The following is a 24,061-nucleotide window of genomic DNA, read 5'->3' as shown; positions in this document are numbered from 1 at the left end:
CGGTCAGGGCGGCGGGCAGGGCGAGAGCGGCACCGAGAAGGCTGCGGCGGTTCTGCGACATGGTCGATCGACTCCTTGACGAAGCGTGAGAAGAAGGAAAAGAGGAGAAGGGGCGGGGGTCAGCGCCAGACGGCGCTGAAACTGTCCAGCTGCGCCCAGGTGATGACGTTGTCGCCGGTTGCGCCGTAGAGCCGCAGCTGACGGTCTGTTTCCGCCTCGGCGTGGGCGACGCAGCGGCTCGCGCGGTTGTTGCGGGGGACACCGGCCCGGGCCGGCATGCTCGGGGTCAGCGCGTCGGGCAGCGTGGCGATGACCGCGTCGGCGCTGAACGTGCCCTTGACGCCGCCGCTGAGCTGGAGCGTCGTCGTCCCGGCGATGGAGATCAGCCGGCCCTGGGGAGCGTTCTGGTCGGCGGTGACACCGGCGGCCAGGGTGAGCGGCTGCCAGTCGGTGAGGACCTTCACGCCGTCGATCTCGGGGGCCCCGGACAGCGACATGATGGTGCAGGTGCGCGGGCCGGGGTCCTCGCACGCGAAACCGAAGTGCAGGTGCGGCACGCCGTCGCGCAGCGACACGGCCATGCCCTCGGGCTCCCGGTACTCCAGGCCGGGCGCGGCGAGCACATGGTGCTGGTCGAGGACGGCGCCGGTGGCCCAGTCGACAGCGGTGAGGTACGTGTTGCCGGGGAACGGGTTGGCCGGGTTGTCCGAGGCGATGGCCTGTCCGGCCAGCATGTAGAGGACGCCCCCGAGGGAGGCGTACCCCTGGAAGACGCCGTTCGGGTTGGGCTGGGAGATGCGCGCGATCGGCTCCCACACACCGGCCGCCGCCTTGGCCAGATCGTACGACTCGTACTTCATGCCGTTGAGGCCGAACCGGACGATCAGCCGGTTCGTGGTGGGGTCGATGGTGCAGGTGACGCCGGTGGCCCCGGCCGCCGGGGTGTACGGCGTCGCGTGGAGCGGGGAGCCGTGGTCGAGGACCGTGCCGGAACGGAACTCGAAGTGGGTGATCGCCGTGCCGTAGCCCTCGTTGCTGCTGTTGGGCTTGGACGCGGTCTCGGTCCACAGGAGGGTGGCACCGGCCCGGTTCTCGACGCCCATGGAGACGCCGTGACCGAAGCCGCGCAGATACATGTGTCCGGTGATGGCGCCCGCCTGGCTGAGGCGGGTGACGCACAGATCGCCATGGGCGACCCGGTCGGCGTAGCTGACGGGCCCCGGCTCCCCCGCGAGGGTGAGACCCCCCTGCGCGACCTGGAGCACGAAGACCTCACCTGTCACCGGCTCGACGCCGAACGACTGCATGACCGTGCCGTTCTTCAGCGGGCGCCGGTGGAGCAGCTTGCCCACCGGCCCCGCGATGTCTATCTGTCCCTCGACGCTGACGCTCAACGTTCTCGCTCCCTGTGCTTTCTCCGCGATCGGATCGGCCGACAGTCTGCCAGCACCGTTACGGGAGTCGGGATGCGCGGGCCCCCGACGGCTCGGGAGCGCGGGGGTGGGGTGTGGCTAGTCTGGCCGGCGTACGCCCGCGCGACCGCGGCGCCGAATGAACACCGAACCTCTTGAGCTCATCGTGAGCCGGTGGCTCAGGGCCCGACACCAACGGAGAGCACCTCATGAGGATTCACCTGTCCAGCGTCTTCGTCGACGACCAGGACAAGGCCCTGCGCTTCTACACCGACGTGCTGGGCTTCACGAAGAAGACCGAGGTGCCTCTCGGCAAGGACCGGTGGCTGACCGTGGTCTCGCCGGAAGACCCAGACGGGACCGAACTGCTGCTGGAGCCCGACGGCCATCCCGCGGTGAAGCCGTACAAGGAGGCACTCGTCCGGGACGGCATCCCGGCCACGTCCTTCGCCGTGGACGATGTGAACACGGAGTTCCACCGGCTGCGTGCGCTCGGTGTGCGCTTCACGCAGGAGCCGTCGAAGACGGGCCCGGTCACCACCGCGGTGCTCGACGACACCTGCGGCAATCTGATCCAGATCGTCCACAGCGAGTGACTGATCGCTTCTCGGTGAGGCGCTGGACCGGCGTCGGCAGACCGAGGACCCGGGCACGCCGCCCGCTCGCGATCGCCTCGCGGGCGCCCTCCGGCGCGGTCGCGTGACCACCGGCGCGGTGCTGTACTGAAGACAGAGGAACCCCGCTGAGAGGGGTCGCCATGCAGTCTTCCTCCCGCAGGCGGACGACCGTCCTGGCCTCCGCCAGCGCGCTGCTGAGCCTCGGCGTACTGGCACCCGTCACCCCCGCCCAAGCCGCCCCGCCCGGGCCGATCGTGGTGCGCGTCGTCGACGGCGACACGCTGGAGGTACGCGGCACGGGCAGGGTCGTACCCGACGGTGTCGTCGCCCGCGTGCGCCTGCTCCAGGTCGACACGCCCGAGCGCGGCGACTGCTTCAGCCGCCAGGCCGCGGCCCGCACCGCCGAGTTGCTGCCGCCCGGCAGCACGCTGCGGACGGAGAGCGACGTCCAGCTCAAGGACCGTTACGACCGCTATCTGCTGTACGTGTGGAACGAGAGCGGCGTCTTCGTCAACGAGTCCCTGGTGCGCGGCGGTCACGCCAAGGCCGTGCTGTTCGAGCCGAACGACAAGCACTGGAAGACGATGAGCGAGGCCGAGACGGACGCCCGCCGGGCGGGCGCGGGTCTCTGGTCCGCCTGCCCCGCCGACTGACGGGCGGGGACGGCGTCTGCCGACTCCGGACGCGGCGCAAGCCAGGCGTAGGCCCCGCGGCGGGCCTCGGAGCCGTGGACCTCGTACTGCCTCCGTACAGGCGTCAGCGGGTGCCGGTGAGGTACTCCGGCGTGAGGAGTTCGGCGATCCGCTCGGCCGGCAGGAGGCCCTTCTCCAGGGTGAGTTCGGCGACGCCACGGCCGGTGGCGAGCGCCTCGCGGGCGATCGCCGTGGCGGCGGTGTAGCCGAGGTACGGGCTGAGGGCGGTGGCCAGCCCGATCGAGTTCTCCACGGCGGCACGCAGGGTGTCGACGTTGGGGGTGATCCCGCAGACGCAGCGCTCGGCGAGGGTGACGCAGGCCGCGCGGAGCGAGGTGATGCTCCGGGAGAGGGCGTGCAGGATGACCGGTTCGAAGGCGTTGAGCTGGAGCTGACCGCCTTCCGCCGCCATGGTGATGGTCATGTCGTTGCCGATGACCTCGAAGGCGACCTGGTTGACGACCTCGGGGATCACCGGGTTCACCTTGCCGGGCATGATGCTCGAACCGGCCTGCACCGCGGGGAGGTTGATCTCGTTGAGCCCGGCTCGGGGGCCCGAGGAGAGCAGCCGCAGGTCGTTGCAGGTCTTGGAGAGCTTGACGGCGATCCGCTTGAGCACGCCGGAGAGCTGGACGAACGCACCGCAGTCCTGGGTCGCCTCGACCAGGTTGGCCGAGGTCACCAGCGGCAGGCCGGTGATCTCGGAGAGGTGACGGCGGGCGGTCTCGGCGTAGCCGGGCGCGGCGTTGAGGCCGGTACCGATGGCGGTGGCGCCGAGGTTGATCTCGTGGATCAGCTCGACGGCCTCCGCGAGCCGGTTGCGGTCCTCGTCCAGCATCACCGCGTACGTGGAGAACTCCTGGCCGAGCGTCATCGGCACCGCGTCCTGAAGCTGCGTACGCCCCATCTTGACGATGTCTCGGAACTCCATCGCCTTTTCGGCGAAGGCGTCCTGGAGGACGGCCATGGCCGCGAGGAGTTCACGGGCCGCCCGGATCGTCGCGACGCGGATCGCGGTCGGGTAGACGTCGTTGGTGGACTGGCCGAGGTTGACGTCCTCGTTGGGGTGGAGACGGTGGTAGTCGCCCTTGGCGTGGCCCAGCAGTTCCAGGGCGCGGTTGGCGACGACCTCGTTGGCGTTCATGTTCGTCGACGTACCGGCGCCGCCCTGGATCACGTCGACCACGAACTGGTCGTGGAGGCGTCCGGCGCGGATCTCCCGGCAGGCGGCGACGATCGCGTCGGCCTTGACGGCCGGGAGCAGGCCGAGCTCCTGGTTGGCGAGGGCTGCGGCCTCCTTGACGGCGGCGAGAGCTCCGATGAGCTCCGGGTTGGTGGAGATCGGGGTGCCCGTGATCGAGAAGTTCTCCAGGGCGCGCAGGGTGTGGATGCCCCAGTACGCACCGGCCGGCACCTCGCGGTCGCCCAGCAGGTCGTGTTCGCGGCGCGTGGGGGCCTGCTCGGCGGAGGGCGGCGGGGACGGGGTCGGGTGGGGCTGCATGGCGTCGGCGGCCTTTGCTCGTGGGCGGAGGGTGGGAAGGACGACGGGGGGGCGCACGGCCGTCGGTGCGGCTGGCAGGCGGGTGCGGCCGGGGCGTACGTCCGGGGAGGCGGGCGTCAGCCCGCGAAGCGGGACCCGCCGGCCGCCAGGGCGGGCTCCGGGCGCACGGGGCCGTCGAGGAGGGGGCGGAGCACCTCGGTGCGTCGCGCCGGGTCCGTCTCGGCGAGGATGGCCGCGAGGAGCGCGATGCGCGACTGGCCGGCCCGGAGCGTGCCGGTGAGCAGGGCGCCGGCCGCCACGAGGTCGACCGCTCCGCCGCCGGTGTAGATCTCGGCGACGGGGCCCGCGGGGACCCTGGTCGTCACGGCGACGAGGACGCCCCGGGCGACCGCGTCGGCGACGGCGGCGGCTATCTCCGGGGTGGCGTTCCCCGCACCGGTCGCGACGAGGACGATGCCCTGCGCGCCGGCGGCGACGGCCGCGTTCAGGAGCAGCGGGTCGCCGTCGGAGTGGTGGGTGACGATGTCGACGCGCGGCAGGGTCGCGTGCGGCTCCCCCGGCACGTCCCCGGCCGCGTACGCGGCCGGGGGCAGCGGCAGGGGGGTGGAGCGGTCGGGCCGGCGCTGGATGTGGACCTGGCTGAAGCCGACCTTGCCGAGCGGCTGCTCCGAGGGGTCCGAGAAGGCGTCGACGGTGAGCGTCTGGGTCTTCACGGTGCCGCGCGCGGCGTGGACGAGGCCGTCGAAGGCGATGAGCACGCCGAGGCCGCGCACGCTGGCGGCGACCTGCAGGGCGTCGCAGAGGTTGCCCGGACCGTCGCCGTCGGCGGTTCCGAGCGGCCGCTGCGCGCCGGTCAGCACGACCGGGCGCGGGTCGTCGTGGTGGAGGTCGAGCAGGAAGGCGGTCTCTTCCAGGGTGTCGGTGCCGTGCGTGATCACGATCCCGTCGACACCCGGGTCGGCCAGGGTCTCGTGGACCGCGCGCAGCAGGGTGAGCTGACGACGGGTGGTCATACGGGAGCTGTTGACGTTGAACAGGTCCACGACCTCGACGGCGATGCCCTCGGGGAGCGCGGCGGTGGCCAGGACGTCGTCGCCTGGCGCGTCGGCGGCGTAACCGGTGCCTTGCCAGCGACTGGCGATCGTTCCGCCGGTGCTGAGGAGAACGATCCGCCGGGTCCGGTCGTCGCGCGTCATGGAAGTCTGCCTCGGTGGGGTCGTGTGCGGTGGTCCAGGGGACGTACAGCTGTTCGGCGGTCCATCGCCGCCGAAACAAGCCGCCGAAACAATAGGACAGTCGCCGCGCAACGCGATTGCGAATTCGGCTCGTCCGACGCCTGTGCGCGATGCATGATTGCGTGATGGACCGAATCGATCGAAGCATCTTGCGCGAGCTCCAGGACGACGGCCGGCTCACCAATCTGGAGCTCGCCCAGCGGATCGGACTGAGCGCCTCGGCGTGCATGCGCCGGGTCCGCCAGCTGGAGCAGGACGGGGTGATCCAGGGCTACCGCGCCGTCATCGCACCGGAGGCCGTGGGCCGCGCCTTCGAGGTCCTGGTCTCGATCGAGGTACGGCGGGACCGCGACACCGTCCAGGCGTTCGAGGAGGCGCTCCAGGACATCCCGGACGTCATCGAGGCCTACCGCCTGTTCGGCAGCCCCGGCTGCCTGCTGCGCATCGCGGTCGCCGACCTGGCCGCGTACGAGCAGCTGTGGATCGAGCGCCTCACCTCACTGGCGGGCGTGACCGAGGTCAATTCACAGATCATCATGAAGCGCGTCAAGGAGGACCGCGGTCTGCCGATCGCCCGCTGAGACCACTCGCCGAGAACGCCCCGACAGGCTCGGGGCGCCGGCCTCGCCGGCGCGTGGGAGCAGTCACGCACGGCGCCGCGGGCCGGTGAGGCGTCCCGCCCGAGCCGGCGGCCCCGTCCGCGCGAGGGGGGCGTTCCGGCTCAGGCGGGGTGAGGCTAGGGAAGGAGTTCGTCCAGGGAAGCGCGGCCCTTCTCCGCCATACGGCGTTCAGCCCAGGCCAGGTTCTTCGGACTCACGTCACGACCGGAGGCGAGGACCAGGTCCTCCGCCGTGAACTCGCCCTCCGACCCGGCATGCAGAAGGCTGTCGGGCGTCGGGCTCTCCCCCGGAGATGTCTTCTCGGACTCAGCGTTCATGCCGCCTCCTAGTTCTTCCGGCACTGGCCATTGTCCTGGCCGGACCCCTGTCGCGCATCCGGGCCCGGTGGCACGGGGCCTCGCACCAGCACGGCGGCCTCCTTCAGCGGCAGGCGGCCGCCCTCCCCGTACCACCGCGCGTAGGCCGGCGGGTCGAGGACCGCGCGCAGGGCCCGCTCGGCGCGGTCCCTGACGGACGCCTCGGTCCGTGCCGTGAGGGGCAGGAAGCCGACCCCGCCGGCGGTGGCACTCAGGGCGTCGTACGCCCCGAGGAGCCGCGCCCCGTCCTCCGCGGAGCCCGGCGTGCCGAGACCGGCCCTGGCCCAGGCGGCCGTCGCGAACTGGCTGACCACGAGATACGGGGCCACCAGATAGGCCAGCTTCTCCAGCGCCTCGACGGCGCGGGCGAGCTGCCCGGCCGCCTCCTCGTAGGCACCGTCCAGGCAGTCGAGCCAGCCGCGCACTCCGCCCACCGCGCCGGTGAAGAGCTCGGGGGTCGCCTCACTGAACTCCTCCTCGGCGAGCCGGAGCTGTTCGCGGGCGAGCGCCGTCCGTCCGGAGCTTCCGTAGTACTGGGCGAGGAGGAGCCGGGCCGTGCTCACCGCCTCCGTACCGCACTCCCCCGCCTCTTCGGCCGCCGCCACGAGGAGGCGCTCGGCGGCCGAGCGCGCGGCCTCGTCGGTGGCGAGCCGCAGCCGTACGTCGGCGAGCCGGGCCTTGAAGACGGGAACCTGGGTGCGGGCGCCGAGCCGGGCCGCGCCGGTCATGGCGCGTTCGTAGTCGGCGGCCGCGTCGGCGAGCCGGCCGGCCCGCTCGTACGCCTCGCCTCGGGCCGCGAGGGACTCGGCGACGCCCCACGCGTCCTGGACGGCCTCGAAGAGGGTGAGCGCCTGGTCGGCGTCGTCGGGGCGCTTGCCCAGGCACTTGGCCCGCATCAGGAACGTGAAGGCGAGTTCCCACTCCCCGCCCTGGACACGACAGGCGTCGACGGCGGCCTCCAGCGTCTCGCCCAGGCTCGTGAACTCGCCCGTCATCAGCCGCGCGAAGAACCACATGGAGCCCGGCTGGCGACAGTTCTGCGGCATGCCCGGGCGGTAGGCGGAGACGACGGCGTGGAGCCGCTCGCGGGTCTCGGGGCGCTCCAGGTCGGTGGGGCCCTCGCAGGCGAGGACCACGAGCCGGCAGCCGCGCCGGGCCTCCCACAGCTGCTCCTCCTTCCACGGCGGTGGAGCGTCGGTGGGACGCCCGGTGAGGGGTACGGCGTGCCGCACCGGCGTGGCGAAAGGATCGGGGCCGAGGGCGGCGGCCGCCACGGACCAGGTCAGTGCGTCGGACTGGCGGACACGGAGCTGCCAGAACCAGCTCATCGACAGGACGACGCAGAGCGCCTCCTGTTCCTCCTCCAGTGCGACCGCGGTCCGCAGGGCGGTGGTCACGTTGTCGTGCTCGCGCTCGAAACACCGGAGCCAGTGCTGTTGTCCGGGCCCGCGGAGCAGCGCGTCACCGCGACGGGCGAGCTCCCGGTAGTGGACCAGGTGGCGTCGTTCGGTGGCCTCCCGGTCACCGGCCTCGTCGAGCCGCTCGGCCGCGTACTCGGCGACCGTCTCCAGGAGGTGGTAGCGCATGGCACCGCCGTCGGCGGGCGCGGCGACGACGAGCGACTTGTCGACGAGGGAGCCGAGCAGACCGAGGACGTCGAGGCGGTCAACGCCCTCGCGGTCGGCGCGGCCGTCGGGGTCGGCGGGGTCGGCGAACGTGTCGGGGCTCGCGCACACCGCCTCCGCCGCTTCGAGGTCGCAGCCGCCGGTGAAGACGGACAGGCGGCGCAGGACGGCCCGTTCCGGCTCGTCGAGGAGGTCCCAGGACCAGTCGACGACGGCACGGAGGGTCTGTTGGCGGGGCAGGCCCGTGCGGGCGCCCGAGGTGAGCAGACGGAAGCGGTCGTCGAGCCGGTCCACGATCTGGCGAGGGGTCAACAGTCTCAGTCTCGCCGCGGCGAGCTCGATCGCGAGCGGCAGACCGTCGAGACGCCGGCAGATCTCCGCGCACGCCTCGGGATCGTCCTCGGGAGCGAACCCCGGCCGGGCGTCCTGGCCCCGTACCGCCAGCAACCGCAGGGCACTGTCCGGCGTCAGCGGCCCCACCGGCCGTACGGACTCCCCCGGTACGCCGAGGGGTTCGCGGCTCGTCGCGAGCACCGTCACGCCGGAGCACCGCGCCAGCAGGTGCTCCACCAAGCCGGCCACCGCGTCCACGACATGCTCGCAGTTGTCGAGCAGGAGGAGCATCCGCCTGGCGGCGCAGTGCTCGACAAGCCGCCCGAGCGGGTCGCGTGCCGTCTTCTCCACGGCCGCCGCCCCGTTCCACATCTGCGTCTCGCGCGCGCCCAGCGCGGTCAGCACGGCCTCGGGAACGTCCGCCCCCTCGCGTACGGAGGCGAGTTCGGCGACCCGTACCTCCTCCGGCCGCCCCTGGGCCTCGGCCGCCTCCAGGGCGAGGCGCGTCTTCCCCACGCCGCCGGGACCGAGCAGAGTGACGAGCCTTCGCCGCGGCAACTCTTCGGCCAGGGCGGCGAGTTCCCTCTCGCGGCCGATGAAGGAGGTGAGCCTGGCGGGAAGGAGCCCACGCCGGGGGGTGAGGTCGGGGCCGCGGGCGCCGTCGCCGGCGAGCAGCCGTGCGTGGAGGTCCCGCAGTTCGTGGCCCGGGTCCGCGCCCAGGCGTTCCGCGAGAACCGTGCGGACCTCGTCGTACGCCTGGAGCGCCTCGGCCGCTCGGCCCGCCGCGCGCAGTGCCCGGATGCGCAGGGCCTGAACGGTCTCGTCGAGCGGGTGCTCGGCGGCGAGCGCGGCCAGAGGGGCGAGGGCGGAGCGTGCCCGGCCGAGGGCCACGTCGGCGGCGAGGCGGTCGCGGCGCGCCTGCGTGTGCCGCTGCTCGGTCCGGACGACCAGCGGGTCGTCGTCCCGGCCCGGCAGGTCGGCGAGCGCCGGCCCCCGCCACAGGGCGAGCGCCTCGTCGAGGAGCCGGGCCGCCTTCTCCGCCTCCCCCGCCGCGAGCGCGGCGGCTCCGTCGGCGGCCAGCCGCTCGAACACGTACAGGTCCACGTCGTCGGGGGCGGCGGCGAGACGGTACCCGCCGGGTGTCGACAGCACGGCGTCCCGCCCCAGGGTCCGGCGCAGCCGCCCCACGAGGGCTTGTAGCGCCGCCGTTCCGTCCCGGGGCGGAGTGTCCGGCCAGACCAGGGCGACCAGCTCGCCCGTGCCGACGCCGCGGCCGCCCGCGGCGGCCAGCGCGGCCACCAGGGAGCGGAGCCGGGCACCTCCGATGACGGCCTCACCACCGTCCGCCCGGAGGGCCTGACTGGGACCGAGAACGCGGTAGGACGGCATCACCCGCCCATTCTCCCCCGAGGCTGTACCCACTCCGCTCGTCGGCCGAGGCGGTGCCGGCTCGGCCGCGCGCCGCCCCTCCGTCGGCGAAGGCCGCGGCCGTGCCCGCCCACCGGTACCGTGCCCGCACGCCCGCCCCACCGGCAGTCCTCGGCCCTCACCGGCACGGGCCCCCGGGGCCTCCGCCCCTCCTGCCGGCCGGAGCACCCGCGGCCGCAGCCGCCAAAACTCCCCCGGCGCGCCGTGTCGCCGCCATGGCGTCGAGGGGACCCGGGTTCGACAATGGGGAGGATGACCGACGACGACCGGCGCACCCGCAGTGGCGAGATCGGGCCGACCGAGCGGCTCGCCATGAATCGCACCGGCAGCTTCGACTGGGATCTCGACACGGGCACCATCGATGTCGACGAGGCCGGGCTGCTGGTCTTCGGGGTGGAACCGGGCCGGTTCGACGGGCGGCCCGCCTCGCTCGTCCACCGGCTCGCCCCCGAGGAGCGAGGCGATCTCGACGCGGTGATCCGGCATGCCATCACCAGCGGCCAGTCCTCGTACACCGCCCAGTTCCGGATCGAGCGGGACGACGGAACACCCCAGTGGACGCACGTACAGGCGCGGATCCTGCGGCAGGCGGACGGGCTGGCGCACCGGATCGTCGGCATCGTGCGGGACACCACCGCCGAGGTCACCCACTCCGCCTTCGTCCTGGAGCTGGAGAAGCGCCGCGAGGTGCAGACCAGCATCGTCGAGCGGACCACGCACGCCCTGTCGCGGGCGGTGACCGTCGACGACGTGACGGCCGCTCTGACCGGGCCCGGCGGGCTCGCCCGGCTCGGGGCGGACGGCCTCGCGCTCGGGCTGGTGGAGAACGGTTCGCTCGACATCATCGCGCTCAGCGGGGAGTCCCTGGACGTCCTGAACGACTTCCGTTCCCGCCGTCTCGACCGGGGGCTGCCGCTGGCCGACGCCGTGCTGAGCGGGCGACCACGGTTCGTGTCCTCGTTCCCCACCCTCGGGCGGGAGTTCCCCGAGCTCGCGCCGTACGTCGGCCGGCTGAGGTTCAAGGCCGCCTGCTATCTGCCCCTGATCGCCCAGGCCCGCTCGCTCGGCGGCATGGCGCTGTTCTACCGGGGCCGTACCTCGTTCAACGCCGACGAGCGCAACCTCGCGCTCGGCCTGGCCGCGATCGTCGCCCAGTCGCTCCAGCGCGCCCTGCTCTTCGACGAGGAGCGGGAGCTCGCCACCGGGCTGCAGGAGACGATGCTGCCCCGGCGCATCCCGGAGATCACCGGCGGCGAGATCGCCGTCCGCTACCACGCGGCGTGGAGCGGGCGGCAGGTCGGCGGCGACTGGTACGACGTCATCCCGCTGCCGCGCGGCCGGGTGGGCATCGTGGTGGGCGACGTGCAGGGCCACGACACCCACGCGGCCGCCATCATGGGCCAGTTGCGGATCGCGCTGCGGGCGTACGCGGGTGAGGGCCACGCGCCCTCGACCGTGCTGGCCCGGGCCTCCCGCTTCCTGGCCGAGCTCGACACCAACCGTTTCGCGACCTGCACCTACGCCCAGGTGGACCTGACCGGCGGCACCGTACGCGCCGTGCGGGCCGGACACCTCGGGCCGCTCATCCGGCACACGGACGGCCGGGTCGGGCACCCCAAGCTGCGCGGCGGCCTGCCGCTCGGCCTGGCCACGGTGTTCGGGGACGAGGAGTTCCCGGAGACCCGGCTCGATCTCGTACCGGGCGAGACGCTGGTGCTGTACACGGACGGGCTGGTCGAGCAGCCGGGATCCGACATCGAGACGGGTGTCACGGCGCTCGCCGAGGCGATGAGGAGCGGACCGCCGCAGGCGGAGGCGCTCGCGGACCACCTCTCCGAGCGCCTGTGGGAACGATGGGGCTCGGGGGACGACGTGGCCCTGCTGGTGCTGCGGCGCAGCCCTGACCCGGGGACGCCACGGGCCCCGCGCATCCACCAGTACATCCACCAGGCCGACCCTCAGGGCCTCTCGGACGCGCGGGCGGCGGTGGGGCAGGCGCTGCGGGACTGGAACATGGAGGAACTGGCCGACGACGCCGAGCTGTTGACCGGAGAGCTGCTTGTCAACGTGCTGCTGCACACGGAGGGAGGCGCGGTGCTCACGCTCGAGGTGCTGCCCGAGCCGGTGCGGCGGGTGCGTCTGTCGGTGCAGGACCGTTCGAGCGCCTGGCCCCGTCGGCGTACGCCGGGCGAGGCGGCGACCTCGGGGCGCGGGCTGCTGCTGCTCGACGCGCTGGCGTCCCGGTGGGGGGTGGAGCCGCGCGGCGAGGGCAAGGCGGTGTGGTGCGAGATCGGACCGGGGCCCACGCCGGCGGCGGCGAAGTCGCCGGACTGACCGGCCGCCGTGAAGGAGCGGAACGAGCGCGGACGAAGGAGGTACACGATGGATCCCGTGGCGGCGCTGGACCGGATCGCCTTTCTGCTGGAGCGCTCGCAGGCGCCCTCGTACCGGGTGCGTGCCTTCCGCACCGCCTCGGCGGCCGTCGCGGCGATGGCGGACGGCGAGGCGGCGAGCCGGGCTGCCGCCGGCACGCTGGAGTCGGTCAAGGGCATCGGGCCGAAGACGGCGGCGGTGGTGCGCGAGGCGCTGGCGGGGCAGGTGCCCGCCTATCTGGCGCGCCTGGAGGAGGAGGTCTCGGGCTCCGTGCCGCCGGCCGGCGGCGGCGAGACGCTGCGGGCGGCGCTGCGCGGCGACTGCCATCTGCACTCCGACTGGTCGGACGGCGGCAGCACGATCGAGGACATGGGGCGTACGGCGGCGGCGCTCGGCCACGACTGGGCCGTCCTCACCGATCACTCCCCGCGGCTCACGGTGGCGCGGGGGCTGTCGCCCGAGCGGCTGCGCGAGCAACTGGACGTGGTGGCCCGGCTGAACGAGCAGTGGGCTCCGTTCCGGCTGCTGACCGGGATCGAGTGCGACATCCTGGAGGACGGCTCGCTCGACCAGGAACCGGAGCTGCTCGAACGGCTCGACGTGGTGGTCGGCTCGGTGCACTCGAAGCTGCGGATGGCCGCGCCGGCGATGACGCGGAGGATGGAGAAGGCGGTACGCAATCCGCTCATGGACATTCTGGGGCACTGCACGGGCCGGCTGGTGAGCGGGGGGCGGCAGCGGCCGGAGTCGGCGTTCGACGCGGAGCGGATCTTCGCCGCGTGCGCCGAGTCGCGGACGGCGGTGGAGATCAACAGCCGCCCGGAGCGCCTGGACCCGCCGCGCAGGCTCCTGCGGCTGGCGGTGGAGGCGGGTGTCCACTTCGCCGTGGACACGGACGCCCACGCGCCGGGGCAGTTGGAGTGGCAGATCTTCGGGTGCGCGCGGGCGGAGGAGTGCGGGGTCCCGGTGGAGCGGGTCGTCAACACCTGGTCGGCGGAGGACCTGCTGGCCTGGACCCGAGGGGAGTGAGGGGGCCGAGTCGCCGGGAGCGCGCCGGGCGTCGTCAGGCGCGCTGCCAGACCGTGGTCGCGTTGCAGAACTCGCGGATTCCGTGGCCGGAGAGTTCACGCCCGTAACCGGAGCGCTTCACGCCCCCGAACGGAAGCGCCGGGTGGGAGGCTGTCATGCCGTTGACGAAGACGCCGCCGGCCTGGAGGTCGCGCACGAAGAACGCGATGTCCTCGTCGTCGCGGGTCCAGACGTTCGAACTGAGTCCGAACGGCGAGTCGTTGGCGACGGTGACGGCCTCCTCGATGTCGGTCACGGGATAGAGGGTGGCGACCGGGCCGAAGGCCTCCTCCTGGTGGATGCGCATCTCCGGGGTGATGCCGGTGAGCACCGTGGGGCGGTAGAACCAGCCGCGCGGCCGGTCCTCGGGGCGCCCGCCACCGCACAGGACCGTGGCGCCCTTCCGTACGGCGTCGTCGACCAGCTCCTCCAGGCCGTCGCGGCCCTGCTCGGTGGCGAGGGGGCCGACGTCGGTCGACTCGTCGAGCGGATCGCCGACGACCAGGGCCTCCATGGCCGCGGTGAACCGTTCGGCGAAGTGGTCGTACACGTCCTGGTGGACGATGAACCGTTTGGCGGCGATGCAGGACTGGCCGTTGTTCTGCACGCGCGCGGTGACGGCGGTCTTCACGGCTCGCGGAAGGTCGGCGGAGGGCATGACGATGTACGGGTCGCTGCCGCCGAGCTCCAGGACGGTCTTCTTGACCTCGTCCCCCGCGATCGCGGCGACCGAGCGGCCCGCCGGCTCGCTGCCGGTCAGCGTGGCCGCGGCGATCCGGTGGTCGCGCAGGACGGCCTCGACGGAGCCGGAGCCGATGAGCAGGGTCTGGAAGCAGCCCTCGGGGAAGCCCGCCCTGCGGAAGAGGTCGCCGAGGTAGAGGGCGGTCCTGGGGACGTTGGAGGCGTGCTTGAGGAGGCCGGTGTTGCCGGCCATCAGCGCGGGCGCGGCGAACCGGATCACCTGCCACAGCGGGAAGTTCCACGGCATCACGGCGAGGATCGTGCCGAGCGGTCGGTAGAGGACACGGGCGGAGTCGGCGCCGGAGTCCCGGACGTCGGCCTCGGCCGGCTGCTCGTCGGCGAGGAGCTCCTCGGCGTGATCGGCGTACCAGCGCATGGCCTTGGCGCACTTCGCCGCCTCGGCACGGGCGGCGGCGATCGGCTTGCCCATCTCGGTCGTCATCGTGTGGGCGACGTCCTCGGCGTCCTCGTCGAGGAGATCGGCGGCCCGGCGCATCAGCCGGGCGCGTTCGGAGAAGGAGGTGGTGCGGTAGTGCCGGAAGGTGTCGTACGCGGCGGCGACGCGGCGTTCGACCTCCTCGTGCCCGTGGGTGTCGTAGGTGCGCAGTGTTTCGCCCGTCGTGGGATTCACGGTGGCGATACCCATGTCGTCTCCTCCTGCCGTCCTCCCCACGGGAACCCTCCCGCGTGCGGGCGCCTGACGCAATCGGGGGCGGTGCGCGGGGGTGACGGGCGGGCCCGTCAGGGGTTTTTGGCGGCCGTCGCCCAGGCGAGCGCTCCGGAGAGGTGGGCGCGGAAGGCGTCGTCCGCGTACGCCTCGGCGGCGTGGCCCAGCGCCGTGAAGAAGACGCGGCCGCGGCCCACTTCGCGGCACCACACCAGGGGGTGGTCCGCGCCCAGTGTGCCGCCTCGGTACGTGGACTCGTCCGCCGTCGCCAGGACGCGTACGCCCGCTCCCCGCGGGTTCGACGTGAAGTTGTACCACTCGTCCGTCCACGCCCACCGCGTGGGCAGCGAGGCCATGGCCGGATGGTCGTGGGTCTCCGCGCACAGGACGCCCGGCTGGATCTCCGGGTGGCCGGCGAAGCGGGTGCCGAGGAGGTCGCCGTAGAAGGGCCAGTCCGGTTCGGCGTTGGCCGCCGCGTGGATCGCGAGGAAGCCCCCGCCGCCTCGGAGGTACGTCTCGAAGGCCGTCCGGGCCTCCGGGGTCAGGACCGTGCCGGTCGTCGACAGGAAGACCACGGCCGCGCACCGCTCCAGCCGCGCCGGAGTGAACACCGACGGGTCCTCCGTCAGCTGCGCGGCGAACCCCGCGGCGCGCGCCAGTTCCGCGAGGGCGGCCGAGCCGGCCGGGATGGAGTCATGGCGGTAGCCCGCGGTGCGGGTGAGGACGAGGACGTCCGTCGTCGGCACGAGGCAGGCTCCCGGGCGGTGGAGTAAGCGCTTTCTCAAGCTGCTGAGGACCGTAACCGGCTCTCTCCGCTTCCGCAAGGCCCGTCCGCCCCGTCGCGCCCGTCGCGCCCGTGCCCGGATCAGGACGGCGGCCAGGTCCGTCCGAGCCGGTGACGGCCTCGCTCACGTCCTGCCGTTCTCCTCCGTGCTGCGCGTCGACGCCTCCAACAGCGGGGCCAGGAAGTCCCGTTCGAGGCTGCCGGGCGGCACCTCCTCGGGCTCGACGTAGCTCTGCGCGAGTCCGCCCTCCCGCAGGGCGATCAGGACCCGGGCGAACCGGTCGGCGTCCACGGTCAGTTCGCGTCCCGCCCGGCGCAGCACGTCCTTCAGGCCGCGGGCGATCTCGGCCCGCAGCCGCGCGTCATGGCGGGCGAGGACCCAGGCCGCCTGCGGATCGCGGATGGCGTGCAGCGTGAACTCCGTACTGATCAGATACCAGTCCCGCTCGTCGGGCTCGACGCGGGAGGCGAGTTCGGCCACCCGCTCCAGGGTGTACTCCTCGGCGGTGAGCGCGTCGACCGCCTCCGCCAGCCGGCGCACGGTCCGCTCGCTGTGCTCGTCGAACAGGGCGAGGAAAAGCTCTTCCTTGCTCGCGAAGTTCGAGTAGTACGCGCCCCGGGTGTAGCCGGCGCGCTCGCAGATCTGCTCGATGGTGGTGGCGTGGAAACCGTGCTCGGCGAAGGTCTCCAGAGCCGCCTTCAGCAGGGCGGCCCGGGTCCTGGGCCGACGCTTGGTGACACCCTTCGGCACGGGTGGGCCCTCCTTGTCACGATCGACCCGCCCACGATACCGGCGCCCCGCCCAGGCACGGAGCGGCTCCGGAGGATAAAATTCAACGCATGGGAGAGCGGCCCGTCGTGCCCGCCGCCGCACCCGAGCTTGTCCTCGAGATCGACGGGGACGCGACAGTGATGAATCCGAGCCGGGTCTACCGCATCGGGCGCGACCCCACCAGTGACATCGTGCTCTCGGACGCCCGGGCGTCGTGGCACCACGCGGTGCTGCGGGCGCGGGGCGGCCACTGGACGCTGGAGGACGAGGGCAGTACGAACGGCACGTTCGCGGACAGCCGCCGCGTCCGCGAACTGCGCGAGGTCGGCCCCGGCACGGTCATCCGGTTCGCCCACCCCGGCGACGGCCCCCGCGCCGTCCTCTCCTCCGGCTCCTCCGGCACGGGACGCGTACGGGAGCCGGCACCGCCGACGCCGGTACGGGAGCCGGAGCCGCCACCACGCCCCGCACCCGGACCCGAGCCACCGCCGCCCGTAGCGGAAACCGGTCCTCCGCCTCCCGTACGGGAACCAGAGCCACCGCCGCCCGTACGCGAGGCCGAGCCCCCGCCGCCCGGGCCGCCGGCGCCGCATCCGACGCCCGTACCCCCGCCGGTTCCGGTCCCGGAGCCGCCGGCGCCCGCGCCGCCGCGGACACCGCCCCGGCCCTCGTCCGTGTCCCGTCCCGCCGCCACCGGAACGTTCCGGCAGCCGACGTCCGTCCGTCCCCTCCCGACCCGGACCGTACGGATCGGCCGCGCGCCCGACAACGACCTGGTCATCGACGACCTGGTCGTCTCCCGCCACCATGCCGAGCTGCGCGCCCGCCCGGACGGCACGTACTGGATCCACGACGTCGGCAGTCACAACGGCACGTTCCTCAACGGCGCTCCCGTCGTCGACGCCCGGGTGACCCCGGACGACATCGTCGGCATCGGGCACGCCGCCTTCTGTCTCATCGGGGACAAGCTCGTCGAGTTCACGGACACCGGCGAGGTCTCCCTCGACGTGCAGGATCTCGCCGTCACCGTCGACCACGGGCGCAAGACCCTCCTCGACGGGGTCTCCTTCCCGGTCGGGCAGAAGTGCCTGCTGGCCGTGGTCGGGCCCTCCGGCGCGGGCAAGTCCACCCTCCTCGGCGCGCTCACCGGTCAGCAGCCCGCCAACCGCGGCACGGTCCTGTACGACGGCCGGGACCTCTACCGCGACTACGCCGAGCTGCGCCAGCGCATCGGACTCGTGCCGCAGGACGACATCCTGCACCTCCAGCTCACCGTCCGCAGGGCCCTCGGATACGCCGCCGAGCTGCGCTTTCCCGAGGACACCGCGCGGGCCGAACGCCGGGCCCGGGTCGAGGAGGTCATCGGCGAGCTCGGTCTGACCGAGCGGGCGGACCAGCCCATCCACAGCCTCTCCGGCGGCCAGCGCAAACGGGTCAGCGTGGCCCTGGAGCTGCTCACCAAGCCCTCGCTCCTCTTCCTCGACGAGCCGACGTCCGGCCTCGACCCGGGCATGGACCGCTCGGTGATGCACATGCTGCGCGGGCTCGCCGACGACGGCCGTACCGTCATCGTCGTCACGCACAGCGTGCTGAGCCTTGACGTCTGCGACCGGCTGCTCGTGCTCGCGCCCGGCGGCCGGGTCGCCTACTACGGGCCGCCCGGCGAGAGCCTCGACTTCTTCGGTTACGAGCAGTGGCCGGAGGCGTTCGAGGCGTTCGAGAACGAACGCGACCGCGACTGGGCGGGACGGTACCGCTCCTCGCACTTCCACCGCCGTTACGTCGCCGATGTGATGGACCGGCCCGCCCTGCCCCGCTCCGGCGCCCCGCCCGAGCCCGGCCCGCCGCCGAAGGCGCAGAGCTGGGGCTCCCAGCTCCGGACCCTGATACGCCGCTACGCGGCCGCGCTCAGCGCCGACCGTACGTTCCTGGCCATCATGGTCGCCCTGCCCTTCGTGATGGGGGCGATGGCCCGGGCGCTGTCCGAGGGCAGCCTCAACCCCGAGTCCACGATGAACGTGCTGCTCATTCTCTGTGTCGGCGGGGTGCTGACGGGAGCGGCCAACGCGGTGCGCGAGCTGGTCAAGGAGCGCACGATCTACCGCCGGGAGAGAGCCGTCGGCCTGTCGCGTTCCGCGTACCTCCTGTCGAAGGTCGTCGTCCTGGGTCTGATCACGGTCGTACAGGCGGTGGTGCTCACGCTGGTCGCGCTGATCGGTGTGCCGCTGAACGTGCCGGGCGGCAAGGGTGTGCTGCTCCCGCCGCTGGTGGAGCTGACGCTGGCGGTGGCGCTGCTCTCCTTCACCGCGATGATGCTCGGGCTGTTCGTCTCCGCCCTGGTGCGCAAGGAGGAGGTGACCATGCCGCTGCTCGTCCTTCTCGCCATCGTGCAGGTGGTCTTCTGCGGGGCGCTGCTGACCGTGCACGGCTCGCTCGTCCTGGAGCAGCTGGCGTGGCTGGTGCCGGCGCGGTGGGCGTTCGCCGCGATGGGCGCGACGATCGACATCGGGCGGACCGCACCGAGCGAGAAGACGGCCGATCCGCTGCTCGACCACACCCTGGGCGCATGGCTGTTCGACATGGGAATGCTGGTGGTGCTCTGTCTCGCCCTGGGGTTCGTGGTCGCCCGGCTGCTGCGCCGCCGCGAGCCGGTGATCATGCGGAAGTAGCCCCTCTCGAACGCCTCGGAAAGGCAGGTGGCCCATGGGGTTCACGGTCACTCCCCCCGTACCGGAGTACGCCTCCGACTTCCAGCCGACGCATGTCGTGCCGCGCGACGGGCTGCCCGCGTGGGAGGCGCCCGATCCGGGGCTGCCGACGGAGCCGCTCGATCCGTTCCTGCCCGTGGAGCTGGCGGAGCGGCTCGGCGACTGGGGGCGGATCGTGTGCTCCAACGGCTGGTCCGCCTGGGTCGACGCCCGGCTGCTGGTCTCCGTGCCCGTGGATCCCCCGGCGGCCCGGCGGCCGCTCGCCAGGACGGCGGACCCCCGGCCGCTGATCGCCCGCGTCGAGGAGTCGCTCGGCCGCTACCGGCGGGCGGCGGAGGAGCTGGCGGCCGGGCGCGTCGACGGTGAGGCGTTCCGGCGCCGTACGCGCGGTCTGCGGGTGGGCATGGTGGTCGACGGCGAGTCGCTCTGGCTGTACGACGCCGAGCACGAGCGGTGGGTGTACTGCGACGGGACCGTTCTCGGTACGTACGCGGCCTCGGGCGCGCCGTCGCTGGTCTCGTCCTTCCCGGCCGAGGAGGCACGCCCCGCGGCCCCCGGGCACGACCCGACCCAGGTGGTGCGGCGGATCGAGCCGGAGGGCGGGCAGCGGGCGGCGGAGCCCGCCGGTCCGCCGCCGACCCAGGTGGTGGACCGGTTCTCGATGCCGGGTGAGGACGGGGACTGATGGCCGGGGCCGCCCGCGACACGGACCTGCCCGCCGGCCGCGAGTCGGGACTCATCGGCAAGCGGATCGCCGGCTACGAGGTGCTGGGCGAGATCGGGCGCGGCGGGATGGCGGTCGTGTACCGGGCGCGGGACGTGAGACTGGAGCGGACGGTGGCGCTGAAGCTTCTGGCGCCCGAACTGGCCCGCAACGACACCTTCCGCAAGAGGTTCGCGCACGAGTCGCGGGTGGCCGCCGCGATCGACCATCCGCACATCGTGCCCGTCTTCGAGGCGGGCGAGACGGAAGGGGTGCTGTACATCGCGATGCGGTACGTCGCCGGGCAGGACCTGCGGGCGCTCCTGGACCGCGAGGGCGCGCTGCCGTCGGCGAAGGCGGGGCGGATCGCCGTCCAGGTGGCTTCGGCCCTGGACGCGGCGCACGCGCACGACCTGGTGCACCGCGATGTGAAGCCGGGGAACATCCTGGTCGCCGAGGGGACCGACCGGGACCATCCGGAGCATGTGTACCTCACCGACTTCGGTCTGACGAAGAAGTCGCTGTCGCTGACCGGCCTGACGACGGTCGGGCAGTTCGTGGGCACCCTCGACTACGTGGCGCCCGAGCAGATCTCGGGGAAGCCGGTGGACGGCCGGTGTGACGTGTACAGCCTGGCCTGTGTGGTGTTCGAGACCCTGACGGGCGTGCCGCCCTTCCGCAGGGACGACGACATGGCGCTGCTCTGGGCCCATCAGTACGATCCGCCGCCGCCGCTGTCCACGGAGCGGCCCGGGCTTCCGGAGGAGGCGGACGCGGTGCTCGCGAAGGCGCTGGCGAAGACGCCGGAGGAGCGGTACGGGACGTGCCTGGAGTTCGTGGCCGAACTGCGGGCGTCCCTGCGAGGGGCCGGCAGCCCCGGGCCGGTGCACCAGGAGGAGACGCACGGTCCGCGCCCGCCCGAGACGCCGCCGGAGCCGCCGAAGTGGGCGCTGCCGGTGTTCAGGGAGCGCTTCTAGGGGGCTTCGCCGAAGGCGTGGCGCCGTTGGCCTTCTTGCCGTCCTGGGCGTTCTTGCCGTCCTAGGTCTTCTCGGCGTCCTGGGTCTTCTCGGCGTCCGTGGTGTCGACCTCGCCCCGGCGCCGGACGGGGCGGGCGAGCAGGGCGCCGAGGAAGCCCGCGACGGCGCCCCAGAGCAGGGCGAGCCCGGCCGTCTTCCAGACGTGCGGGCGCAGCAGGACCTCGCCGCCGAGGGACCCGAGGTCGCCGATGCCGAGGATGGAGAGACCGAATCGGGCCTCGACGAGCGTGACGGGGGCGACGACGAGGAGGGTCAGCGCGAAGGCGATCCCCCCGTGGACGGCGTGCTGCCACAGGCGGATCCGGGCCGGTGAGCGCAGGGCCGCGACGAAGGCGGCGCCGAGCAGCAGGAGGGCGGCGATGGGCAGCAGCCACCAGGCCCGGCTGTCGTGGGCGGCCAGCGAGGAGAGGTCGACCGTGGAGAGGCCGGCGCCGTCCGGTGTGCGCAGCACCGAGTCCAGGATCTGCGGCATGGGCAGCCCGAACGGCCCTTCCGCCCTGCCTTCCCAGGAGCCTCCGATGCCGACGCCGAGGGCGAGCCAGGTGACGTTGGGCAGGCCGAGCAGGAGAACGGCGAGGGTCTCGGCCGCGTGGCCCTTGGTGGCGGCGACGACCACGCCGACGACCAGGCCGATCAGGACGTACGCGAGGACCAGGAGGAGCATCGCGAAGGCGGCCGGGCGGACGGGTTCGTGGTAGCGGACGAGCCGGGGCGGCAGCGGGGTGCGCCGCGAGACCAGGAGGGCGACGAGGAGCACGCCGAGGATCCAGAGGAGCCCGAAGAAGAGGGTGGGGCCGAGGTCGGTGCGGAAGCCGACGGTGGGGTTCGCCGCTTCCAGGAGTTGGCCGAAGAGATCGCCCAGGGTGTCCTGTTCCTCGCCGCCGCCGATCGTGATGCGGAAGTCGTGGCGCGCGAGGGCGGAGAGTCCGGCGAGCGCGGCGAGCCAGAGCACGACGGTGCGGGCGGCCCGGGCCGGCAGTTCACGGGGGCGGGCGACCGCGTGGTGGCGCAGGGGGCGCAGGAAGCAGAAGCCGGTGACCAGTGCGCCCACCAGGGTGACGGTGAGGGGCATGGCGGTCAGTTCGGCGTCCGTACCGGCGAGGGCTCCGGCGTCGCCGGAGAGGTCGACCTGTCCGCCGACGGCCATGACGACGACCGCGGCGACGACGGAGGGGAAGCCGCCTGGCAGGTCGGCGGCTCCGGCGGCCCAGAGGCCCAGCGCGGCCGTGACGGCCATCGCGAGGAATCCGGCCAGGACCGCGGCCAGCGCCTCTGCCCAGGCTCGGGCGGGGTGACTGCTCACCCGGCCCACGCTAGTACCGGTGGCGGATGTCCGCTTGCGGGCGGTGCCTGTTCCGCGCACACAATAGGCCCGGATCGGAAGAAAGGGAAAAACGTGACTTCCCACCCGCCGTCCGGCCGCCCCTCGGTTCCTCCCACAGGCCCGCCTTCGGGCCCTCTCTCGGGCCCGGGCGCTCGCCCGGGACCACCAGGCCCCCCGCCGCCCACCGGGCCGCCCTACGGCGGCTCCGGTGGCGGTCCGAGCGGTCCGGGCGGCTCCGGGGGCGGGCCGACCGGCGGTGGCGCGGGGGACGACCGCGGCGGTGCCGGCGGCGGCCGTCCCGGCGGGGGCGGGCCGTGGTGGCGTTCGATTCCCAAGATCGCTTCGGCTACCGCCGTCCTGGTCGCGGCGGTCGCGCTGATCGTCGTCCTCACCCGTTCGGGCGGTGACGGCGACGGCGGCGGTACGGCTTCCGGCGGCGAGGTGTTCCTCCAGAACGCCTCCGCCACGGGCCCCGATCCGTTCACCCGGTCGACGGCCCGCACCACCGACGCCGGGCAGTCCCCCGCCCCGCTTCCCAGCCCGTCGCGACCGGCCGACGCCACCGCCACGCGCAGCGTCGCCGGATCCGCGCCGGGCCTGTACGGCGGTACGCGGCGGGTGGCGAGCTGCGACGTCGAGCAGCAGGTCCGCTATCTGGCCGAGGAGCCCGCCAAGAACGCGGCCTTCGCCTCGGTCATCGGCATCACGGCCGACGAGGTCCCCGGTTACCTGCGCGCCCTGACACCGCTGCAGCTCCGCGTCGACACGCGGGTCACCAACCACGGCTTCAGGGGCGGCTCCGCCACCTCGTACCAGGCGGTGCTCCAGGCCGGTACGGCGGTGCTCGTCGACGAGCGCGGGGTGCCCCGGGTCCGGTGCGCCTGCGGGAACCCGCTGAAGGAACCGGTCGCCCAGAGGGCGCCGAGGACGACCGGATCCGCCTGGCGCGGCTATCAGCCCTCACAGGTGGTCGTCGTCGCGCCCGCCGTGACGGTCGTGAAGGTCTTCGTCGTCTACGACCCCGAGGACGACGGCTGGTTCGCCCGGAAGCCGGGGGACACCGGGCGGCAGGACACGCCGACCTCTCCCCCGCCGACACCCCCGTCCCCGTCCGTCTCGGATCTGGTCACGGGTTCGCCGTCGGAGACGTCGGAGTCCCCGCCCGCGCCGGTCACCTCGGACTCCGCCACCTCGTCCTCCCCCGCCTCCGAGTCGCCCGAGACGGCGACCTCACCGGCGGCGGAGACCACGGTCACCGACCAGTCGTCGCTGGACCAGTCGGCCTCGCTCGAGAGCCCGCCGACCGGCGACCCCGCGACCGATTCCCCGCAGAACTCTCCGCAGCCGCCCCCGGACACCGCTCCCTAGCCGGGACCGCGGCACGCCGCCGCCATGGAAGGGCTCCGCCTCGGCGGCGAGCGTGCGTGCGGCGCGTCGCAGACCGGGCGAGACTTTCCGGACACGACCCAGGACGCCGCTCCGCCTGACCGGGTGGCCTGAGCGACGGCCGACCGCGGTCAGGGCCGGTCGTACCAGGAGAAGGCCGCGATCCGCCATCCGTCCGGGGAGCGGACGAACTGGATGGTCTTGGTCCCGCCCCCTTCGAAGGGCTCGCCGTCCAGGATCCCGGACTTGCGGTACTCGCCGAACCGCGACGCGATGTCGCCGACGATCTCGGTCCGTTCGGAGGTCTCCCACTCGGAGAACTCGACCAGCCGCCCCTCGGTCAGCACCCGCCGGCGAGGCTCGATGAACTCGTCGACGGTGTAGACGGTGAAGTCCGGACCGGTCATGACGATCACGCCACCCGGGACGACCAGTCGGCGGATCCGATCCAGATCGGGAGTCTTGCCGCCCCGGTTGTCGAAGGCATCGAAGAATTCGGCGGTCACCATGTCTATCTCGGTCTTGGACATGGTGACGACGCTAACACCGCAGGACCGCCTGCCATCGGCAGCGGGACGAGCACACCCCTAGGGCCTTTCGTTTGGATCATGCCGGGCTCGCCGGCTCTGGCACCGCGCCTCGCCGCGTTGTCGTCGGTCGCCAACGCTCCGCGTTGACT

19 protein-coding genes are annotated in these 24,061 nt (G+C 73.2%); 9 read left to right on the top strand and 10 right to left on the bottom strand.

The genetic code is table 11. The features are described from left to right. Positions 1–119 precede the first annotated feature (119 nt). Entirely contained in the window at positions 120–1,394 is a 1,275-nt protein-coding gene (locus ACWDX6_RS29635) for a phage baseplate protein (RefSeq protein ID WP_451487956.1), read from the bottom strand. A 227-nt stretch (positions 1,395–1,621) separates the two neighbouring features. Between ACWDX6_RS29635 and ACWDX6_RS29630 the strand changes: the two genes are divergently transcribed. Together ACWDX6_RS29630 and ACWDX6_RS29625 are read left to right on the top strand one after the other, a co-directional pair. Continuing rightward, positions 1,622–2,008: a VOC family protein gene (locus ACWDX6_RS29630; RefSeq protein WP_451487955.1), complete on the top strand. Its 387-nt coding sequence runs from the start codon at positions 1,622–1,624 to the stop codon at positions 2,006–2,008. 161 nt (positions 2,009–2,169) lie between these two features. Continuing rightward, positions 2,170–2,682, top strand: coding sequence for a thermonuclease family protein (locus ACWDX6_RS29625; protein ID WP_451487954.1), 513 nt, complete (start codon positions 2,170–2,172; stop codon positions 2,680–2,682). A gap of 103 nt (positions 2,683–2,785) precedes the next feature. Here ACWDX6_RS29625 and aspA read toward each other — a convergent pair whose 3' ends face one another. Beyond that, positions 2,786–4,222, bottom strand: coding sequence for an aspartate ammonia-lyase (gene aspA / locus ACWDX6_RS29620; protein ID WP_451487953.1), 1,437 nt, complete (start codon positions 4,220–4,222; stop codon positions 2,786–2,788). 116 nt (positions 4,223–4,338) lie between these two features. Then, complete coding sequence (locus ACWDX6_RS29615; protein WP_451487952.1) at positions 4,339–5,418, bottom strand: asparaginase; 1,080 nt, start codon at positions 5,416–5,418, stop codon at positions 4,339–4,341. A 164-nt stretch (positions 5,419–5,582) separates the two neighbouring features. On the opposite strand from ACWDX6_RS29615, the gene ACWDX6_RS29610 reads away from it, so the two are divergent. Next, positions 5,583–6,038, top strand: a complete 456-nt coding sequence (locus ACWDX6_RS29610) for an Lrp/AsnC family transcriptional regulator (RefSeq protein ID WP_356892302.1) — start codon at positions 5,583–5,585, stop codon at positions 6,036–6,038. A 155-nt stretch (positions 6,039–6,193) separates the two neighbouring features. Here ACWDX6_RS29610 and ACWDX6_RS29605 read toward each other — a convergent pair whose 3' ends face one another. Both ACWDX6_RS29605 and ACWDX6_RS29600 read right to left on the bottom strand, forming a co-directional pair. Continuing rightward, the gene (locus ACWDX6_RS29605; protein WP_356892300.1) at positions 6,194–6,394 is read right to left on the bottom strand and encodes a hypothetical protein; all 201 of its coding nucleotides are present in this window, start codon (positions 6,392–6,394) and stop codon (positions 6,194–6,196) included. A gap of 8 nt (positions 6,395–6,402) precedes the next feature. After that, a complete protein-coding gene (locus ACWDX6_RS29600; protein ID WP_451487951.1) occupies positions 6,403–9,780 on the bottom strand; it encodes an ATP-binding protein in 3,378 nt (1,125 codons plus the stop codon). Between the two features lie 291 nt (positions 9,781–10,071). Between ACWDX6_RS29600 and ACWDX6_RS29595 the strand changes: the two genes are divergently transcribed. Continuing rightward, positions 10,072–12,153: a SpoIIE family protein phosphatase gene (locus ACWDX6_RS29595; RefSeq protein ID WP_451487950.1), complete on the top strand. Its 2,082-nt coding sequence runs from the start codon at positions 10,072–10,074 to the stop codon at positions 12,151–12,153. A gap of 48 nt (positions 12,154–12,201) precedes the next feature. Further along, the gene (locus tag ACWDX6_RS29590) at positions 12,202–13,221 is read left to right on the top strand and encodes a PHP domain-containing protein (RefSeq protein ID WP_451487949.1); all 1,020 of its coding nucleotides are present in this window, start codon (positions 12,202–12,204) and stop codon (positions 13,219–13,221) included. A 34-nt stretch (positions 13,222–13,255) separates the two neighbouring features. Here the strand turns inward: ACWDX6_RS29590 and ACWDX6_RS29585 are convergent, their stop codons facing one another. From ACWDX6_RS29585 to ACWDX6_RS29575, 3 genes are all read right to left on the bottom strand, one after another. Further along, positions 13,256–14,647, bottom strand: coding sequence for an NADP-dependent succinic semialdehyde dehydrogenase (locus tag ACWDX6_RS29585; protein ID WP_451487948.1), 1,392 nt, complete (start codon positions 14,645–14,647; stop codon positions 13,256–13,258). Between the two features lie 95 nt (positions 14,648–14,742). Beyond that, the gene (locus tag ACWDX6_RS29580) at positions 14,743–15,414 is read right to left on the bottom strand and encodes a ThuA domain-containing protein (protein WP_451487947.1); all 672 of its coding nucleotides are present in this window, start codon (positions 15,412–15,414) and stop codon (positions 14,743–14,745) included. A 162-nt stretch (positions 15,415–15,576) separates the two neighbouring features. After that, complete coding sequence (locus ACWDX6_RS29575; protein ID WP_451487946.1) at positions 15,577–16,203, bottom strand: TetR/AcrR family transcriptional regulator; 627 nt, start codon at positions 16,201–16,203, stop codon at positions 15,577–15,579. An 89-nt stretch (positions 16,204–16,292) separates the two neighbouring features. Here ACWDX6_RS29575 and ACWDX6_RS29570 point away from each other — a divergent pair, with 89 nt between their 5' ends. Genes ACWDX6_RS29570 through ACWDX6_RS29560 form a run of 3 tightly spaced genes read left to right on the top strand, consistent with a single transcriptional unit; the run spans position 16,293 to position 20,612 of the window. Then, entirely contained in the window at positions 16,293–18,893 is a 2,601-nt protein-coding gene (locus ACWDX6_RS29570) for an FHA domain-containing protein (RefSeq protein ID WP_451487945.1), read from the top strand. A 34-nt stretch (positions 18,894–18,927) separates the two neighbouring features. Continuing rightward, positions 18,928–19,617, top strand: a complete 690-nt coding sequence (locus tag ACWDX6_RS29565; protein WP_451487944.1) for a hypothetical protein — start codon at positions 18,928–18,930, stop codon at positions 19,615–19,617. After that, positions 19,617–20,612: a serine/threonine-protein kinase gene (locus tag ACWDX6_RS29560; protein WP_451487943.1), complete on the top strand. Its 996-nt coding sequence runs from the start codon at positions 19,617–19,619 to the stop codon at positions 20,610–20,612. The genes ACWDX6_RS29565 and ACWDX6_RS29560 overlap by 1 nt, the downstream gene beginning before the upstream one ends. Positions 20,613–20,673: 61 nt before the next feature. Here the strand turns inward: ACWDX6_RS29560 and ACWDX6_RS29555 are convergent, their stop codons facing one another. Next, positions 20,674–21,975 (bottom strand): streptophobe family protein, encoded by a 1,302-nt coding sequence (locus tag ACWDX6_RS29555; protein WP_451487942.1) that lies wholly within the window; start codon positions 21,973–21,975, stop codon positions 20,674–20,676. A gap of 93 nt (positions 21,976–22,068) precedes the next feature. Between ACWDX6_RS29555 and ACWDX6_RS29550 the strand changes: the two genes are divergently transcribed. Then, positions 22,069–23,364: a DUF6777 domain-containing protein gene (locus ACWDX6_RS29550; RefSeq protein ID WP_451487941.1), complete on the top strand. Its 1,296-nt coding sequence runs from the start codon at positions 22,069–22,071 to the stop codon at positions 23,362–23,364. 149 nt (positions 23,365–23,513) lie between these two features. On the opposite strand, the gene ACWDX6_RS29545 is transcribed toward ACWDX6_RS29550, so the two are convergent. Beyond that, positions 23,514–23,912: a DUF4440 domain-containing protein gene (locus ACWDX6_RS29545; RefSeq protein ID WP_451487940.1), complete on the bottom strand. Its 399-nt coding sequence runs from the start codon at positions 23,910–23,912 to the stop codon at positions 23,514–23,516. Positions 23,913–24,061: the final 149 nt, after the last annotated feature.

It is taken from the genome of Streptomyces sp. NPDC003027 (assembly GCF_053591435.1).
This window is presented reverse-complemented; position numbering and strand designations above follow the sequence as displayed.